Annotated in this window: 16 protein-coding genes; 2 read left to right on the top strand and 14 right to left on the bottom strand. The window is 45.2% G+C overall.

Features of this window, described 5'->3' with window-relative positions; all coding sequences use genetic code 11:
• Window positions 1–43: 43 nt before the first annotated feature.
• Window positions 44–1,423 (bottom strand): DNA repair protein RadA, encoded by a 1,380-nt coding sequence (gene radA / locus ATG66_RS08695; protein ID WP_098414919.1) that lies wholly within the window; start codon window positions 1,421–1,423, stop codon window positions 44–46.
• Between the two features lie 136 nt (window positions 1,424–1,559).
• Between radA and ATG66_RS08690 the strand changes: the two genes are divergently transcribed.
• Window positions 1,560–3,908 (top strand): PilZ domain-containing protein, encoded by a 2,349-nt coding sequence (locus tag ATG66_RS08690; protein ID WP_098414918.1) that lies wholly within the window; start codon window positions 1,560–1,562, stop codon window positions 3,906–3,908.
• A 63-nt stretch (window positions 3,909–3,971) separates the two neighbouring features.
• Here the strand turns inward: ATG66_RS08690 and serB are convergent, their stop codons facing one another.
• Window positions 3,972–4,952, bottom strand: coding sequence for a phosphoserine phosphatase (gene serB, locus ATG66_RS08685; protein WP_098414917.1), 981 nt, complete (start codon window positions 4,950–4,952; stop codon window positions 3,972–3,974).
• 91 nt (window positions 4,953–5,043) lie between these two features.
• On the opposite strand from serB, the gene ATG66_RS08680 reads away from it, so the two are divergent.
• Complete coding sequence (locus tag ATG66_RS08680; protein WP_098414916.1) at window positions 5,044–5,649, top strand: YtjB family periplasmic protein; 606 nt, start codon at window positions 5,044–5,046, stop codon at window positions 5,647–5,649.
• A gap of 72 nt (window positions 5,650–5,721) precedes the next feature.
• Here ATG66_RS08680 and deoD read toward each other — a convergent pair whose 3' ends face one another.
• The 12 genes from deoD to ubiT form a co-directional block, all read right to left on the bottom strand.
• Window positions 5,722–6,441 carry a purine-nucleoside phosphorylase gene (gene deoD, locus ATG66_RS08675; RefSeq protein WP_098414915.1) on the bottom strand — a complete coding sequence of 240 codons (720 nt, stop codon included), beginning with the start codon at window positions 6,439–6,441 and terminating at the stop codon, window positions 5,722–5,724.
• Window positions 6,442–6,583: 142 nt separating this feature from the next.
• The gene (locus ATG66_RS08670) at window positions 6,584–7,804 is read right to left on the bottom strand and encodes a phosphopentomutase (protein WP_098414914.1); all 1,221 of its coding nucleotides are present in this window, start codon (window positions 7,802–7,804) and stop codon (window positions 6,584–6,586) included.
• Between the two features lie 69 nt (window positions 7,805–7,873).
• Entirely contained in the window at window positions 7,874–9,202 is a 1,329-nt protein-coding gene (deoA, locus tag ATG66_RS08665; protein WP_098414913.1) for a thymidine phosphorylase, read from the bottom strand.
• 96 nt (window positions 9,203–9,298) lie between these two features.
• Window positions 9,299–10,075 (bottom strand): deoxyribose-phosphate aldolase, encoded by a 777-nt coding sequence (deoC, locus tag ATG66_RS08660; protein WP_053809241.1) that lies wholly within the window; start codon window positions 10,073–10,075, stop codon window positions 9,299–9,301.
• 579 nt (window positions 10,076–10,654) lie between these two features.
• A complete protein-coding gene (locus tag ATG66_RS08655) occupies window positions 10,655–11,938 on the bottom strand; it encodes a NupC/NupG family nucleoside CNT transporter (RefSeq protein ID WP_098414912.1) in 1,284 nt (427 codons plus the stop codon).
• 207 nt (window positions 11,939–12,145) lie between these two features.
• On the bottom strand, window positions 12,146–12,916 hold the full coding sequence (locus tag ATG66_RS08650) for a TatD family hydrolase (RefSeq protein WP_098414911.1): 771 nt from the start codon (window positions 12,914–12,916) through the stop codon (window positions 12,146–12,148).
• On the bottom strand, window positions 12,903–13,100 hold the full coding sequence (locus tag ATG66_RS08645; RefSeq protein WP_098414910.1) for a DUF5363 family protein: 198 nt from the start codon (window positions 13,098–13,100) through the stop codon (window positions 12,903–12,905). The genes ATG66_RS08650 and ATG66_RS08645 overlap by 14 nt, the downstream gene beginning before the upstream one ends.
• A gap of 96 nt (window positions 13,101–13,196) precedes the next feature.
• Entirely contained in the window at window positions 13,197–14,786 is a 1,590-nt protein-coding gene (prfC, locus tag ATG66_RS08640) for a peptide chain release factor 3 (RefSeq protein ID WP_098414909.1), read from the bottom strand.
• 120 nt (window positions 14,787–14,906) lie between these two features.
• Window positions 14,907–15,362, bottom strand: coding sequence for a ribosomal protein S18-alanine N-acetyltransferase (gene rimI, locus ATG66_RS08635; RefSeq protein ID WP_098414908.1), 456 nt, complete (start codon window positions 15,360–15,362; stop codon window positions 14,907–14,909).
• A gap of 55 nt (window positions 15,363–15,417) precedes the next feature.
• A complete protein-coding gene (locus tag ATG66_RS08630) occupies window positions 15,418–15,828 on the bottom strand; it encodes a DNA polymerase III subunit psi (protein ID WP_098414907.1) in 411 nt (136 codons plus the stop codon).
• Between the two features lie 330 nt (window positions 15,829–16,158).
• Window positions 16,159–16,662 (bottom strand): GNAT family N-acetyltransferase, encoded by a 504-nt coding sequence (locus ATG66_RS08625; RefSeq protein ID WP_098414906.1) that lies wholly within the window; start codon window positions 16,660–16,662, stop codon window positions 16,159–16,161.
• The gene (gene ubiT, locus ATG66_RS08620) at window positions 16,646–17,173 is read right to left on the bottom strand and encodes a ubiquinone anaerobic biosynthesis accessory factor UbiT (RefSeq protein ID WP_179885626.1); all 528 of its coding nucleotides are present in this window, start codon (window positions 17,171–17,173) and stop codon (window positions 16,646–16,648) included. The genes ATG66_RS08625 and ubiT overlap by 17 nt, the downstream gene beginning before the upstream one ends.
• Window positions 17,174–17,433: the final 260 nt, after the last annotated feature.

Genomic DNA, 17,433 nt, shown 5'->3' with positions numbered 1-17,433 from the left:
TGAAGACAAATTCAACATTTTGTGGGACTTTTATTTAAGGGCGTTACAGCTCATCAAATGCTTCAATTGCTTCTGATAATTTCTTAACACCGTGGATCTGCATTCCAGGAATACCTCCTTTCGGCATATTCGCTGCAGGAACAATAGCTTTCTTAAAGCCATGTTTAAACGCTTCATTCAAACGCTCTTGCCCACTTGGCACTGGACGGATTTCACCAGCAAGCCCCACTTCCCCAAATACGACCACATCTTTTGGTAATGGGCGGTCACGAAAGCTCGATAATAGTGCCATCACGAGCGCAAGATCTGCGCTCGTTTCCGTTACCTTAACACCACCAACAACGTTAACAAAAACATCTTGGTCTGCCATTTGTAGGCCACCATGCTTGTGTAACACGGCAAGTAGTAAAGAAAGACGGTTCTGCTCCAAACCTACCGCTACGCGGCGAGGATTAGCCAGTTGCGAGTAATCCACCAGCGCTTGGATCTCTACTAATAGAGGACGTGTACCTTCCCAAACAACCATTACTGAAGAGCCCGATGTTGCTTCTTCACCACGAGAAAGGAATATAGCGGATGGATTACTGACCTCTTTTAACCCTTGCCCTGTCATGGCAAATACGCCAAGTTCATTCACCGCACCAAAGCGGTTTTTATGACTGCGTAAAGTGCGGAATCGACTGTCCGTACCACCATCAAGCAGTACTGAACAATCAATGATATGTTCAAGCACTTTGGGGCCCGCAAGAGTACCATCTTTTGTTACGTGACCAACAATAAATACCGCAACATTATTCTGTTTTGCGTAACGAGTCAGCGCCGTCGCCGATTCACGTACCTGTGCAACACTGCCAGGTGAAGATTGAACATCGGAGACGTGCATTACCTGGATTGAGTCAATCACCATAATACGAGGCTGCTCTTTTTCAGCAACTTGACAGACCTTGTCAACATTAGTTTCAGACAGCATTTTCAAATGCTCTTTTGGCAACCCCAAACGAGAAGCACGCATTGCTACCTGCTGTAAAGATTCCTCGCCTGTAACGTACAACGTTGGCATTTTCGCTGACAAACTGCACATCGTTTGTAAAAGCAGTGTTGACTTACCAGCTCCCGGGCTGCCACCAATCAAAATCGCCGCCCCAGGCACTACACCACCACCTAATACACGATCAAGCTCTTTATAGCCACTGGTGAAACGCGGGACTTCTTGCAAGTCAATTTCTGATAGGGTTTGCACTGCCACTTCGGTTGCAGAGCCTGCATAACCTGTCAAACGTTCGTTGCGAGCAACGGTTGGCGATGCAGCGATACGAACTTCCGTAATCGTATTCCACGCGCCACACGCATTACATTGCCCTTGCCAACGTGGAAAGTCTGCCCCGCAATCATTACAAACATAAGCTCGTTTTGCTTTCGCCATGATGCCTCGATTTTTTCAACAAATGTGACTAAGCACAGTCAAGTCAGACTTAATCTGAAGTGAACTATTGATATACTTAAGTTTTACTTCGCTTAGTCGATATAATTTAAAATAACGCCATACTCTAACAGAAATAATGCAGCAATCTGAAATTCTCTCGCTCGCAGAACGACTCATTCCCGTTTATGGATCGAACGACGTTGATTTTGTCCTTGGTCAATTAACCGAGGAAGAGCCGCCTTCGACCAAAATCTTAGTCAAAATGGAACTAAACCGTTTAATGGCACCGTGCAAAAAAAGCATCGACTTGCGTGGCCGCGTTCAAGGCGAATGCCGAGAGTATATTTTGGATAGTATTCCGCACTGGTTGGACGATGTAGCTTTCAACGCTTACCACAAAAACATCAAAAAGTTTGGTCGCTATACCGAAGGCATGTGGGAAGCCTTAGTTAATACACGGAACAATTTCCGAGTAATGAATATACGCCCCACTCAAGAAAAAGCGCAATCGTTAACGGATCCCAAAAGCCCTTTTTTGGCAGAGCCTGTTCACCTAGGGAATGACTTGAAGCGCCAAGAAAAACGGCTAAAAGTACAATCTCAGGTAAAAATATGCCGTTCGAAAGGTCAACTCCTCCATGGACTGAGTATCGACCTATCCTGCTCTGGGGCAAAATTCAAAGTGCCGAGTGCGTTTAAGTACAACCTTGGCGAAATCATCCAAGTCACCTTTACAGAATTCGCTAATCAATCTCAAGTCGCCGGAATCGAAAAGCCGCTAAGCTACCGTGTACTTGCCGTCGATGACTGTTACGAGAATGACGCGATTCGATACCTTAGGGCTATCCGCTTAACCGAGACCGACGTCATCACCCACGTTATCGATGAAGCTCTTAACAGCGCCGCCAAGCGTACGCGCCACGACAATCAAGATAAAATCATTCGAGCTCGAACTCGTGGTTATGAACACATCGCCTTAAAGCACACTAGCAGCTTGCCTTTGTTCTTTGATGGTCGCGAGCTTAAGTTAGCCATGCTGACCCCGAATAATCAAAAACTATGGCAGTATTGGCACGATGAAAGAAACCAACAAGTGTTCGGCTCTTTATTTAATGAACAACGGGTCACCTCGCTCATCAAGCCCGGTGTAAAGGGAACAACGAATATTCTGTATTCATTTACCCACGAGCACGAAAACCGAACGTACTTTTATTCAATGCTCCGGCCGGAAGCGAGTCGAGAGCAGCGCCAGCTGTTTTGGCATCTAGGAGCTAAACGAGAAAGCTGGCGTGTCTTTAGGATCTCTATATTTCAACTCTCAGAAGAGGAAAAAAGAGACCTAACCACTTTCTCTCCTGAATTGGCCGATACCTCTCGGTCACTGACTCATATTGGTTTTTTGCAGGAAGTCGCGGATGAGAAATCAGCTCAAGACTACCTCTTAACGGAAAAACCTCGCATACCTTCAAATACGTTAAATTCATTCCGCCACACAAGAAAAATTACAGGGCACACGAAAGGCATTTATTTTGATGCAAAATCTCGTCGTAAAGAGCTACGGTATCGTTTTAAAACGCCATTAGAGTTGCATACAGGACAATTCAACACGGTCGGATGTACCGTCGATCTTTCGAAACGCGGACTCGGGATCTGGCTTGATGAGCCAATACGGTTACATTCAGGCCAAGAAGTTCAGATCAACTTTCGTGAGTTACAACTCTACGATAAAAACCTGCCTCTCACTTCAGTACCGTATCGAGTAATTCGAGTCAGCCCTGACGGTTATAGTGTTCAGTTGATGATAGATGAGAACAGTCAAACGATGAAAGTGATTGCATTTTTCAACAGTATTATCGAACACAACCAAAACAAACTCATCCCGCAAAAAGAAAGGTTGCCTAGCAATGCTCTACTTGAAAGACTGCACAGCATGTTGCTTTCAAGAACCGTAAGCACGCCTGTTTTTATTAGCAAGAATGCTTCCTCTTCAATCAAAACTCCCGTTATTGGTGTTAACGTGCCTTTACCGAAACACATTGAGTTGTTTGCCCGCCTTGGTCATGACCAATTGTTGTCTCTTGAACCGATTTTCAAAGGCCGGACAAGTACATTAATAGCAGAGCCGATAAAGCGTGTTGAAGGGGCACAAATGGGACATCAAGATCTCTATATCAGCGCACCCAAAGTAGGTAACCAGATTACAGCGATTGAGTCCAAGCTACATCAAGAGTTCAATAACGTAACAGAGCGCATTCAATTTATAAAGAAAGCGCGCATGATGGGAGAGTTCTACGTAATTCGCTTATCAACCGCGCCAATTTTCGACCCGATGACATCCTTATTACAGCAAGACTTAAGTGACTTAACAAAATTTGGAGTACATCAAGCCAGCAAGCTAGAAAAAGAGCTGACCGCATTAGTTGGCTATAGTGAGTTTGAAGACATTACCGACGAAGTGGTTACTCGGCTAGAGTTGACAGAGTAATCTCAACCAGAGTTGAACCTAAAAAAATACCGTCAATCTTGGCGGTATTTTTATGATGAAAGATTATGGTTTTGCCTTCCAACTGACTTTGTGTTGTTTCACTAGTGCGCCAGACAAAATACAAAGCACCCCCCCTAAGCCAGCAAAACGAATGGCTGCTTGCGCTTGTGCTTCGACTTTCGGTTTGGCATGGTAAGCGATACCCAATCCGGCGACAGACATCATCAGGAGGTCGTTTGCACCATCACCTACCGAGACCGTGTTATGTTGTTCGATTTCGTATTCATCCGCTAATTCCACCAGAATATCAGACTTCATCTGAGCCGTAACAACATCACCGATCACTTTTCCGGTTAGTTTTCCATTGATAACTTCTAACTGGTTTGATTGAGCAAAATCCAAATCGACCTTGTTTTTGATGTGATCGGAGAAGTAAGTAAACCCACCAGAAGCGATCGCTGTTTTCCAACCTAACGCTTTAAGAGTCGCGATTAATGCTTCAAAATCCGGCATAAATGATAACCGGGACCGCACTTGTTCAAGGATAGCTTCATCGGCACCTTTCAATTTACCAACGCGTTGGCGCAGGCTCTGCTCAAAATCTAACTCCCCTAGCATCGCACGCTCAGTCACTTCTGCCACCTCTTGCCCTACTCCAGCCAGTTTTGCAATTTCATCAATGCATTCGATTTGAATCGCGGTTGAGTCCATATCAAACACAATCAAACCAGTGGTTGATAAGTCGGGTACTTCATTGAGGGAGGCATAATCCAAATTCAGGCTTTGTAAAATGGTTTCATGCTGAGGGGTAAGGTCTCCCGCCATTAAAGCCACTTCGTATTGACCCACTTTCCATGTTTCTAAAATCGGGTTATAAAAACCAGTGAAAAAATCGATGTCTTCAAAGTGACGTGGAGAAAGGTACTCAGCAAAAACAACCCAGTTGGCTTTCGCTTTATCCAGCTGAGAGGCGAATAAAGTCTCGGGTAGTCGTTTTAAAAGTGTCGTATGTTTTCTGATAGGCAAGCTTTTTGACGCGTCCATGTATATAATCCCTTATGACTTTGCTAAAACGTTACCTCAACAAACTAAAAAGGCAAGTCTTTGTTTTGTTTTAAATGGATGAGTAAAGAGCATGAGTGAATCTTTGTTCTCAGTAAGGAATGCCCTAAGAACTCTGGCACTAATCCTACTGTGTGTGATGTTGTTTATCACGATAAAAAACAGTGTTGTGATCAGTAAGGGCAACGAAAAAATCCAAGCACAACAGCTTGAAACACTCACCAAGGTTCTGATTTCACAGGCGTCTCTTTCTGCCAGTGAAATGATTCTGACCAAAGACCAAGAACGATTGCTAAAACTGACCAATCAATTGGCTCAAGATCGCTTGGTGTTTGATGCAACGATATATGATGCGCAAGGTGTGCGTTTGGCGTCCAGTGAAGGTGCATTATCAGTACGGGAAGTTTTGGGGTTAGACACTCCACTGGCTACCGCTTCAATTGGTCGCCAGCAATTGGTTGAGCCTGTGTTTGCTGATGATGCCATTATTGGCTTCGTACGTGTCACGTTTGAGACAGGGCGTGTTACCGCGATTTCTGATCATCATTATCGTAAGAGTGACCGTTACATGTATATGATGGTGCTAATAAGCTTTGTGTGTGGCATGCTATTTATTATGATTTTACACCGACAACCTATTCGCCGTAAGAAAGGTGAAAACCTACTGCTTACCAAATGATTCGGTCTCGAACTGAATACCTAAAAAAACAGCCCGCTGGTGCGGGCTGTTTTTATGTGTGTTAACCAACCATTATGCTTCGTCACCCAGTATTACCGAATCTAACGCAATCAGCATCATGTCATTAAATGTGGTTTGACGCTCATCCGAAGTCGTTTGTTCACCGGTCTTAATGTGGTCTGATACAGTACAGATCGTCAGTGCTTTTGCGCCATATTCTGCACATACGCCGTAGATACCCGCCGCTTCCATCTCAACACCAACGATGCCGTACTTGTCCATCACGTCGAACATTTCTGGATCTGGCGTGTAGAAAAGCTCCGCTGAGAATAAGTTACCGACTTTCACATCAATGCCACGTGCTTTTGCTGCGTCTTCTGCCGCGCGAACCATTTTGTAGTCTGCGATAGCTGCAAAGTCATGACCTTTAAAACGGATACGGTTAACTTTAGAATCCGTACACGCGCCCATGCCGATCACAACATCACGTACTTTGATGTCTTCGTTTACTGCGCCACAACTACCTACACGGATGATTTTCTTCACGCCGAAGTCTTTAATTAGCTCCGTCGCGTAAATCGAGCACGATGGGATACCCATGCCGTGCCCCATCACAGAGATTTTTCGTCCTTTGTACGTACCGGTGTAACCGAACATATTACGCACGTCACACACTTGAACAACGTCTTCAAGGAAGGTTTCTGCGATGTATTTTGCACGTAGTGGGTCACCTGGCATCAGTACTACGTCTGCGAATGCACCCATTTCAGCATTGATATGTGGAGTTGCCATTTTCTTTTCCTTAACCTTTCTCTAGCGCTCCGCGCTTAAGGCGATGTAAGCCAGAGTATTCTCATTTCCGACAAGCAGTACTTGCATACTGCAAACATAAAACTAGGAGCATTCAGCTCCCAGTTTTTGAATTTCCTATGAATTATAGAAAGTTCTTACCGTAACCCATTGGAGAAGTACCGAAGTAGCTCGCCAATGTTTGTCCGATATCTGCGAATGTTTCGCGGCGGCCAAGCGAGCCTGCTGGCACTTTTTGACCGTAAACCAATACTGGGATGTGCTCACGAGTATGGTCGGTTCCTGGCCATGTAGGGTCACAGCCGTGGTCAGCCGTTAGGATAAGCACATCATCTTCCTCCATTAGCTCTAATACTTCGTTAATTCGACCATCAAAGTACTCAAGCGCCGCTGCGTAACCTGCCACATCGCGGCGGTGGCCGTAAGCTGAGTCGAAGTCGACAAAGTTAGTGAATACGATGGTGTTGTCACCCGCTTCTTTAATCGCTTCTTTCGTTGCTTCAAATAGTGCTGGAATGCCTGTTGCTTTGGTTTTCTTAGTGATCCCGCAACCTGCATAAATATCTGAGATCTTACCGATGGAATGAACCTGACCGCCCTTCTCATCAACCAGCTTTTGTAAGATAGTCGCTGATGGTGGTTCAACAGACAAATCGCGACGGTTACCCGTACGCTCAAATTGACCTTTACCCGGGCCAATGAATGGGCGCGCGATTACACGACCGATGTTGTAATCTTCTAGTTCTTCACGCGCAATTTGGCAAAGCTCTAGTAGACGATCTAGACCGAAGGTCTCTTCGTGACAGGCGATTTGGAATACAGAGTCCGCAGAGGTGTAGAAGATTGGCTGCCCAGTCTTCATGTGCTCCTCACCAAGATCGTCAAGAACGTGAGTGCCAGACGCGTGACAGTTACCTAGGAAACCATCTAGATCTGCGCGCGCTAAGATACGGTCGGTTAACTCTTTAGGGAAGCTGTTTGCTTGGTCTGTAAAATAGCCCCACTCAAACAGTACCGGTACACCTGCAATTTCCCAGTGACCCGACGGCGTGTCTTTACCAGAAGATAACTCAGCCGCGTGGCCATAAGCACCGATGATTTCTGCGTCTGCGTCTAGGCCAGGTGCAAAGCGTCCTGTTGATTCTTTGTGCGCCATCGCCAGACCTAATTTAGATAGGTTTGGAAGGCGAAGGGCACCTTGACGTTGTTCGTTGTCGGCTAAGCCCTTTTCGCACTGGTCCGCGATGTGACCTAGTGTGTCAGAACCGACATCACCAAATTTATCAGCGTCAGCGCTTGCACCAATACCGAATGAGTCTAGTACTAAAATAAATGCTCTTTTCATTGCTCGTTCCTTAGGCCCACTCGGCGAATTATTATTGTTGAGTAGGTCTTAATATAATTACTTAATCTATTAAATGTCTTCTGCACGAATTTGACGGTAAACCTCTGGCGTTGGTGTGTACTCACCACCCACTTGGATTGCACTGCGCAGGGCTTTTGCCGCTTCTTCCCATTGCTCTTCAGTGCGAGCATGGATAACCGCCAGAGGTTTATCGCTATCTGCAACTTCACCCAAGCGGATGAACTCGTCGAAACCTACGCCATAGTCGATTTCATCAGTAGCAACACGGCGACCGCCACCCATAGCAACGACCGCCATACCAATAGCACGCGTATCCATCGCAGAAACAATGCCTGTTTGTGTCGCGTATACTGGCTTAATGATGTCCGCTTTCTCTAGGTAGTTATCGTAGTTTTCGACGAAGTCTGTTGGGCCGCCAAGACCAGCAACCATCTTGCCAAAGCATGCTGCTGCTTTGCCGTTGTCTAATGCTTCCATCAATTTCGCACGTGCGTCTTCTGTATTCTCAGCCAGTTTGCCAAGTACCAGCATTTCTGCACAAGAAGCCATGGTGACTTCAAGTAGGCGTGGGTTACGGTATTCACCAGTTAGGAAACGAACCGCTTCACGAACTTCCACCGCATTACCTGCCGAAGAAGCCAATACTTGGTTCATGTCTGTCAGGATTGCGGTTGTCTTAGTACCCGCACCGTTTGCTACTGCAACGATGGATTTCGCTAGCTCTTCAGACGCTTCGTAAGTTGGCATGAATGCACCAGAGCCGACTTTTACATCCATCACTAGAGATTCCAGACCCGCCGCCAATTTTTTGGAAAGAATCGATGCCGTAATAAGCGAGATGTTGTCTACTGTTGCGGTAATATCGCGAGTCGCGTACACACGCTTATCGGCTGGCGCTAGATCACCCGTTTGACCGATGATCGCCACACCGGCATCTTTGGTTACTTGACCAAAAATGTCGTTAGTTGGTGTGATGTTATAGCCTGGAATAGACTCCAACTTGTCGAGCGTGCCACCGGTGTGACCAAGGCCACGGCCAGAGATCATAGGTACGAAACCGCCACATGCTGCCACCATAGGGCCAAGCATCAAAGACGTTACGTCACCCACACCGCCTGTAGAGTGTTTATCGACAATTGGGCCACCAAAGTTCATGTGACTCCAGTCGATAACCATGCCAGAGTCGCGCATTGCACACGTCAGCGCGATACGCTCATCCATGGTCATTTCATTAAAGAAAATAGTCATAGCAAACGCCGCGATCTGACCTTCAGATACCGTGTTATTTGCTACGCCTTGAATAAAGAAGTTGATTTCGTCTGCGGTAAGTTCTTCGCCGTCACGTTTTTTACGAATGATTTCTTGTGGTAAATACATTAGTGCCTCCCACGCCTTAGCAAGCGATGGTTTAAGTAGGATAGAAAAGGTGGGTAGCACCCACTTAGGTGCTACCGCTCAGACGTATAGTTGGAATTAGTACGCTGCTGGATCAGCAGTTTCGTCTGTCACTTCTAATGTATTTAGCAGGTTTGTTAGCAGGCTAGACGCACCAAAGCGGTAATGACGAGCATCAACCCAGTTGTCACCGAGAATTTCGTCAGCCATGGCAAGGTATGCTGCCGCATCTTCAGCAGTACGCACACCACCAGCAGGTTTGAAACCAACCGTTTCAGCAACACCCATGTCACGAATCACTTCAAGCATCATGCGTGCGTATTCTGGCGTGGCGTTGACTGGCACTTTACCAGTTGAAGTTTTGATGAAGTCAGCACCTGCTTCAATACAGATTTGAGATGCTTTCTTAATTAGTGCTTCTTCTTTTAGCTCACCAGTTTCAATGATGACTTTCAGAAGAATATCACCACAAGCCTCTTTACATTGCTTAACCAGTTCGAAGCCGACTTTCTCATCACCCGCCATTAGCGCGCGGTATGGGAACACGACGTCAACTTCGTCCGCACCGTAAGCAATCGCCGCTTTTGTTTCAGCAACAGCGATTTCGATGTCGTCGTTACCGTGTGGGAAGTTGGTAACGGTTGCAATGCGAACCTCTGGCGTTCCTTGCTCACGAAGTGTCTTCTTAGCAATAGGAATAAAGCGAGGGTAAATACAGATTGCAGCGGTGTTGCCTACTGCGGTTTTCGCGTCATGACAGAGTGAGATCACTTTTGCGTCAGTGTCGTCATCATTCAGCGTGGTTAGATCCATAAGTTTAAGTGCACGTAGTGCTGCTGCTTTTAAATCGCTCATTTCTATCTCCGATCAATATTCAAAAAATTCACTATTCAGCCTTACATCACGTCTCTAACTATAATCCACCAGTCGAGACAATGTGAGTAAAGGGCTAAACAGTCTATTAATGAACGGACTTGGTTCCCTGAAGACTCGGCATATACAGCGAAAATATCATATGCCAATTGCTATCCTTGTCACCGCACAGTACCTGTTTGGCTTATGGCACTACAATCTATGATTGCGGTGTCTTACATATCACATCACACAGCAAAACGCTTACTAGATCTGATATTGATGGGCAATTCATTCGCCCATCGATTATGTAATATTCATTGCGTGATTAAGCATCAGCCTTAACCACTATTCTGTGATTACTACATTATAGAGTTTCACCGCAAAACTGCAGCACTATATGGAGCGCAAACGGTTTGTATCTCAAAATTTCCAAGCCTCTTTTATATCGACTGATTGAACCCCATTTATCGGGCTCAATTACCGAAAAAATTTAGCTTTAAAAACAAAAAATGCCCCGCAGCAATTTCTTGCTACAGGGCATGATGTAAACGGCGTCTATATATTAAGAACCGATTCTAATTAAAATGCTGCAAGGCTTAGGCAGAAGCCTGCAATTGTCGCTGCCATTAAGTTAGACAACGTACCTGCAAGAACGGCTTTAATGCCCATACGAGCAATGTCACTACGACGGTTAGGTGCAAGGCTACCTAGACCACCAAGTAGGATCGCGATAGAAGAAAGGTTCGCGAAGCCACATAGTGCAAATGAGATGATAGCGGTCGTCTTCTCAGACATTACTTCACCAGTTGCCGCAACGACTTGAGCATTCTCACCTAAGTATGGTACGAAGTTCAGGTAAGCAACGAACTCGTTTACTACGATTTTCTGACCGATAAATGAACCCGCGGTTACCGCTTCAGCCCATGGAACACCGATTAGGAATGCGAGTGGAGAGAATGCGTAACCTAGGATGAGTTCTAGTGTTAGTTCTGGCATACCGAACCAACCACCGATGCCACCTAGCATACCGTTGATCAATGCGATTAGACCAACGAACGCGATTAGCATTGCACCAACGTTTAGCGCAAGTTGCAGACCAGAAGCCGCTCCTCCCGCTGCTGCGTCAATGACGTTAACCGGTTTGTCGTCGCCACCGTCCATCGCTTCTTCGATGTTTTCATGAGGCTGATCAGTCTCAGGATGAAGAATTTTAGCGAACAGTAGACCACCAGGTGCTGCCATGAATGACGCGGCAACTAGGTACTCGAGAGGTACCCCCATTGATGCGTAACCAGCCAATACACCACCAGCAACAGAAGCCAGACCACCACACATTACCGCAAACAGCTCTGATTGAGTCATTTTTGGAACGAACGGACGAACCACCAGAGGTGCTTCAGTTTGACCGACGAAAATGTTAGCGGCAGCTGACATTGATTCTGCACGAGAAGTGCCCAACGCTTTTTGTAGTGCACCACCAAGAATCTTGATAACCCACTGCATCGCGCCGATATAGTACAGAACTGAAATCAGTGCAGAGAAGAAGATCAGTGTAGGAAGAACACGGAATGCGAAGATGAAGCCACCGCCACCGAATACTTCGAACATCTTGTCAGAAACAAGACCACCGAACAGGAATGATGAACCATCGTTACCATAGTTGATAACGTTAGAAACACCAGAAGAGAAACCGTTTAGTAGATCACGGCCCCAAGGTACATAAAGAACAAATGCACCTAATGCGAATTGGATAGCGAATGCGCCAGCCACGGTTCTTAGATTGATAGCTTTTCGGTTATTAGAAAATGCAAATGCAATAGCAATAAGCACTACCATACCGACTAGGCTCATAAACAGGCTCATAGTTTATGACTTCCTTATAAGTTATTTATTGGCGTGTTACAAAATGGAGCTATAAAGCAGGAGCAATTATACTCATGCGGAATCAATTAAAATAATGCTAGCCTCACATTTTCCTATAAGATCTATCATTGATTCAATCGTCTTTGTGAGTCACATCACAACAAGCAAGTAAACGTTTTTAATTTCAAACAGGATTTTTAGATTTTATTAACATATAGAGAATGCAACGTTACTATTTTCCCACAGCTGGCAAGCAATCGACTGTCTTTCTCCACTATGCAACTCTACGAGCTCATTAAAAACGTGAACGAGTTGTGCCGGGTGATTCGCCTCCCCTTGATGCCCAAGTATAGGCATATCTGGTGCATCGGTTTCGATTACCATGTGTTCGAGTGGTAATTTTTGAATTGCGTCGCGTGTTTTCTTCGCTCTCGGGTAGGTGATGGTTCCTCCTACACCGATAAAAAAACCTAATTTGACCCACTCCATTGCTTGCTGATAACTCCCAGAGAAAGCATGTAGCACACCGCCTCGAGGGAGCTTCGCCGCTTTAACCATTTGGATAAGGCGATTGTGCGCTTTTCGGCTATGTAAAATAACAGGGAGTTCGAAGCGTCTAGCCAACTCAAATTGAACTTCAAGTGCCTTTTCTTGCAACTGTGGGTCAACATCAATGCCAAAGTCTAGTCCACACTCTCCTATTGCCACGCACTGGGAAGCATTTTGTTTTAGATAATGTTCCAATTCAGCAAAGTGCTGTTCAACGTTATCTTCAAGAAAATACGGATGAAACCCAAGAGCGTAATACAAATTGGCGTGTTGCTCTGCCAAGGTTTGAATGCGAGCCCAGTTTTGAGGTCCCACTGAAGGAATCAGAATTCTTACCACGCCTTGCGTTTGAGCTATCTGAAGCTGATGCGTAAAGTCACCTTGGAACACATCAAAGTCAAAGTGACAATGGGTATCAAAGAGCTTCATCTTGAGGCTTTTTATCTGTACTGGCAGGCTGAGAATCAGAAGATGGCAGGGCTTCACTGTTCTCTTCATTTTGATGGGCAGGGTCTTTTCGATACGGAACGCAGCTGCGTTTTTGATCGGGGGTTAGCCCCATCTCCTTGCACCAGTCGTCGTAACGCTTCAATCCTCGTTTAAACCAGTTCATATCTCATCCTCATATAAAAACGCCCTTGGCTAAGTTTATAGCCAAGGGCGTTTTAAAATCTAGTTTGCGTTAAAGCTTACCCAAACCACTTTTTGATTAGTGCTCACGCGTCGCACGGAAATCAATATCAGGGAAACGCTCTTTCGCCAAGTTTAAGTTAACCATTGTTGGTGCAATATACGTTAGGTTATCGCCCCCATCTAACGCTAGGTTAGCTTGATTTTTACGCTGGAAATCATCCAATTTCTTCGCATCATCACATTCTACCCAGCGAGCAGTAGCCACGTTTACACTTTCGTAAACGCCTTCTACATTGTATTCAGACTTCAGACGCGCAACAACGACATCAAACTGAAGCACACCAACCGCACCAACGATCAGCTCGTTGTTTTGTAGTGGACGGAATACTTGTACCGCACCTTCTTCAGATAGCTGAACCAGACCTTTCAGTAGCTGCTTCTGCTTCAATGGATCTTTCAGACGAATACGACGGAACAATTCCGGTGCGAAATTGGGAATGCCAGAGAACTTCAGTGACTCACCTTGCGTGAAGGTATCACCAATCTGGATAGTGCCGTGGTTATGTAAACCGATGATGTCACCTGCATAAGCATGTTCTGCACGTGAACGGTCACCCGCCATAAAGGTGACTGCATCAGAAATACTCACTTGCTTGCCAAGACGAACGTGGTTCATCTTCATGCCTTGCGTGTAGGTCCCCGAGACAATCCGCATGAATGCGATACGGTCACGGTGTTTCGGATCCATATTCGCTTGGATCTTGAAAACAAAACCAGAGAACTTTTCTTCTGTCGCTTCGACTTCACGCTCAACCGCTTGACGCGTTTTCGGCGCTGGCGCCCACTCCGTCAAGCCATCCAGCATGTGGTCCACACCAAAGTTACCTAATGCAGTACCGAAGTAAACCGGCGTTAAGTCACCCGTTAAAAACATTTCCAAATCAAATTCAGGACATGCCCCCATGACGAGTTCTATTTCTTCGCGAACGCTTGCCGCCAGATCCGTACCAACCTGCTCACCCAACTCTGGGTTGTCTAGACCTTTAATGATGCGAACTTCTTGGATCTCATGACCGTGACCAGACTCGTATAGGATCGTTTCATCACGGTGAATGTGATAAACCCCTTTAAATTCCTTACCACAGCCGATTGGCCATGTGATAGGCGCACACATCATGCCCAGTTCGTTTTCGACTTCGTCCAGTACTTCCATTGGATCACGAACGTCACGGTCAAGTTTGTTCATGAAGGTAACAATTGGCGTGTCACGCAGACGGGTCACTTCCATCAGCTTACGGGTACGATCCTCGACACCTTTCGCTGCATCGATAACCATCAAACACGAGTCGACTGCCGTTAGAGTCCGGTATGTATCTTCCGAGAAGTCTTCGTGTCCAGGAGTATCCAATAAGTTTACCAAGCAATCATTGTAAGGGAACTGCATCACAGACGTGGTTACCGAGATACCCCGTTCCTTTTCCATTTCCATCCAGTCTGATTTTGCATGCTGTGCATTACCACGGCCTTTAACCGTACCTGCTTTTTGAATCGCATTTCCGAATAAAAGGACTTTTTCAGTAATGGTGGTTTTACCCGCATCCGGGTGAGAAATAATAGCGAACGTTCTACGTTTAGACACTTCGCTTAGAAAAGGTGTATTTGACATGAGACTGGTCTTCTTTGATGTCTGAATGCTTGCTCGAAATGCAAACACGCTTTTTAGATTCAATATTGCGCGGTATTCTCGCTTATTATTGTCTCAGGGGCAACTTCCCGAGTCATGCGCCTAGTAAAAGAAAAAATAACTCATAATGATCGCATCTTCTGTTCCATTTCCCGTTTTCGTTGGGTAGTAATTATAGCGTCGGTCCACTTCATTAAATCCGGCTTGCTCATAGATATAGATGGCAGCTTGGTTACTTTCTCTCACTTCCAGCCATATGCTCTCAGCTTTCGCCTGTTCGCATTGGTTTAGAAACGCATCCAGCAGCTTTTGACCATAGCCTTTGCCTTGGTGTTGAGGCGCTATCGAGATGTTCAGTAATGTTACTTCACCAACGATATTCTGAGCATAGAAATAGCCTAACACCTCGTCCTTAGCAATCATGACATGATGGCACGCACCACGGCTTGATAAGTCACGAATTAAAGACTCGGCCCACGGGTGAGAATGCGCTTGCTGCTCGATTAGCCAAACTTGATCTAAGTGCTCCGCACGCATTGGCATTATTTCAATTGTCATTATTTACCTAAATATTTATGTGTAACACCAATTGCAGTAAAACGGGGAGCGATGGTTATTTGCTCGGATTATTATAAGAACAAATCTGTTGCCAAAGTGCGCGCTTTTGTTGGTTGTTGCCATCTATCTCTTTCAGTAATGGTGACGTTAGTCGTTTGGTATTGAGAAGAGTGGTTGCTTCGCACCCAGCAAACCACACCCACTCCAACTCATGTTTATCAAGGAGCGAAAGGCGTTCTGGTTCAAGATGCATTGCTTGGTCAAGCGTTAACTTCATACTCTTGAGGATTTTTTCAAACAAGATGACTGTCTCATTCTCAGGGCATACCGGAGAAACCAGCAGAAGCTTGCAAGAACTTGGCAAATCGACATTAGGCGCTTGATAACCAATCAGTCTATCAGGGTGAACCAACTCCCACGTGCTGATCCCCATTTCGTGTAAATATTGTTTCTCGTTAATTGACATTTTCCGTCACCTTTTTGAACAAGGCATCCTATCAAATAATCGCGATTATACCTAAAGGACTATCAAGATAGGGATAAATAGCATTATGACGTTAATGGGCTTGCTCACCAACGCCCTCCCTTAAAAACTTGGCAACCTCTGGGTTTATAACAGGCAAAACTAAAACGTATTGAGATAACTTACCGTTACGAGGAAAACAAAAAGATCAACATGATAGGAATAAACAAAGAAGTAAAAATAGGAAGGTAAAAACGACAAATTAGGCTAATTTTTGTATAAACTAAATCAAATAACAGCTCAATAGCCCGCTAAAAAGGCGGGCTATATTATTTACAATTCAGAAAATTCAGGGGCGTATTCAATACGACCAGAACGTCCTGCACATTGACCTTCGACCAACTCAGCGATACGAAATGCACCTTTAGGTGCGTCCCAAGCACATTCGAACCCCATTTCTTCACAAGGTTTAAACCCTTGGCGCGCATAATAGCTCGGACTTCCCAACACCACACACACTGGGTAACCAAAATCACGCAGTGATTCGAAACCTTCTTTGATCAATTCAGCGGCAATACCTTGTCGACGGTAATCTTGATGTACTGCCAATGGTGCTAGTCCTTGCCATGACAAATCTTCACCATTTAAAGTCACGGGGCTGAATAAAGCATGACCGATCACCTCTCCCTCATCGGTACATGCCACCAAAGAAAGTGTGAATTTGCTATTTTCACGCAAACGCATAACTAGATCGGCTTCAGCTTGCGTAGGAAAGGTGTGTTTCAATAAGCGGTCAATGGTAAGAATGTCCGCAGGGGCTTCAGTTCGAATAAGCATTCGCTACTCCGGTTGGTTGTGCAGGCGCTTGAGTCCCTTTGTGAACAAGGTCAGCCAGTTGGTTTAAAGCTACTTGCATTGCTTTTGGTAACTGCTCTAAGTCGACACTGTCCATTAAGTTCTTCACTTCTAAGCCAAGCTCAGTATCACCTTCGATAGAAAGGCGACGCTGGAAGAACAGTGTATCAGGGTCTTCTTTACGACCAGCAATCAGTACTAGGTCGTTTAGGTTACCACTAAAACTCACATCTTCCTGAACTGGTTTTGCAGCCACTACCAATTTTTCACCTTGATGGCTGATGTACCATGCTAAGTTCAAGTCTTTAATCGCAACTTTTAACCACTTATCTTCAAGAAACTCAAAGTCACCATCTTCTAAGGCTTCTTTGAACACCATTTTGAGCCCTTCTAATAAGGCCTTTTGTTGAATAGGTCGTGGTAATAACTGGACAGGAGAGCGCAAAATGGTAGCTGCGTTCTTTACTAGTTGACTGCGAATCTTGTTTAACACGTGCATTATCCGTTACTTTATCATCAAATAATCCATAATACGCAATCACGCAATATGGGTTCCTGTTATGTATCAATAAACGGTTCATTTTAATGATGATGGATTATTGCCCACTAATGCTGCTTTTTTTGAACTTACGTGTATTATTGATGTGAACAGATAGATAAATACTTTTATAACCGTATTTTCAAAGTTATAGTTATCAAAGCGCATCCAAGTGATAGTCAACTGCCAAGTTCAATTAACTAGCCATTAAAAGC

Source organism: Vibrio sp. ES.051 (assembly GCF_002563795.1).
GTDB lineage: Bacteria > Pseudomonadota > Gammaproteobacteria > Enterobacterales > Vibrionaceae > Vibrio.
This window is presented reverse-complemented; position numbering and strand designations above follow the sequence as displayed.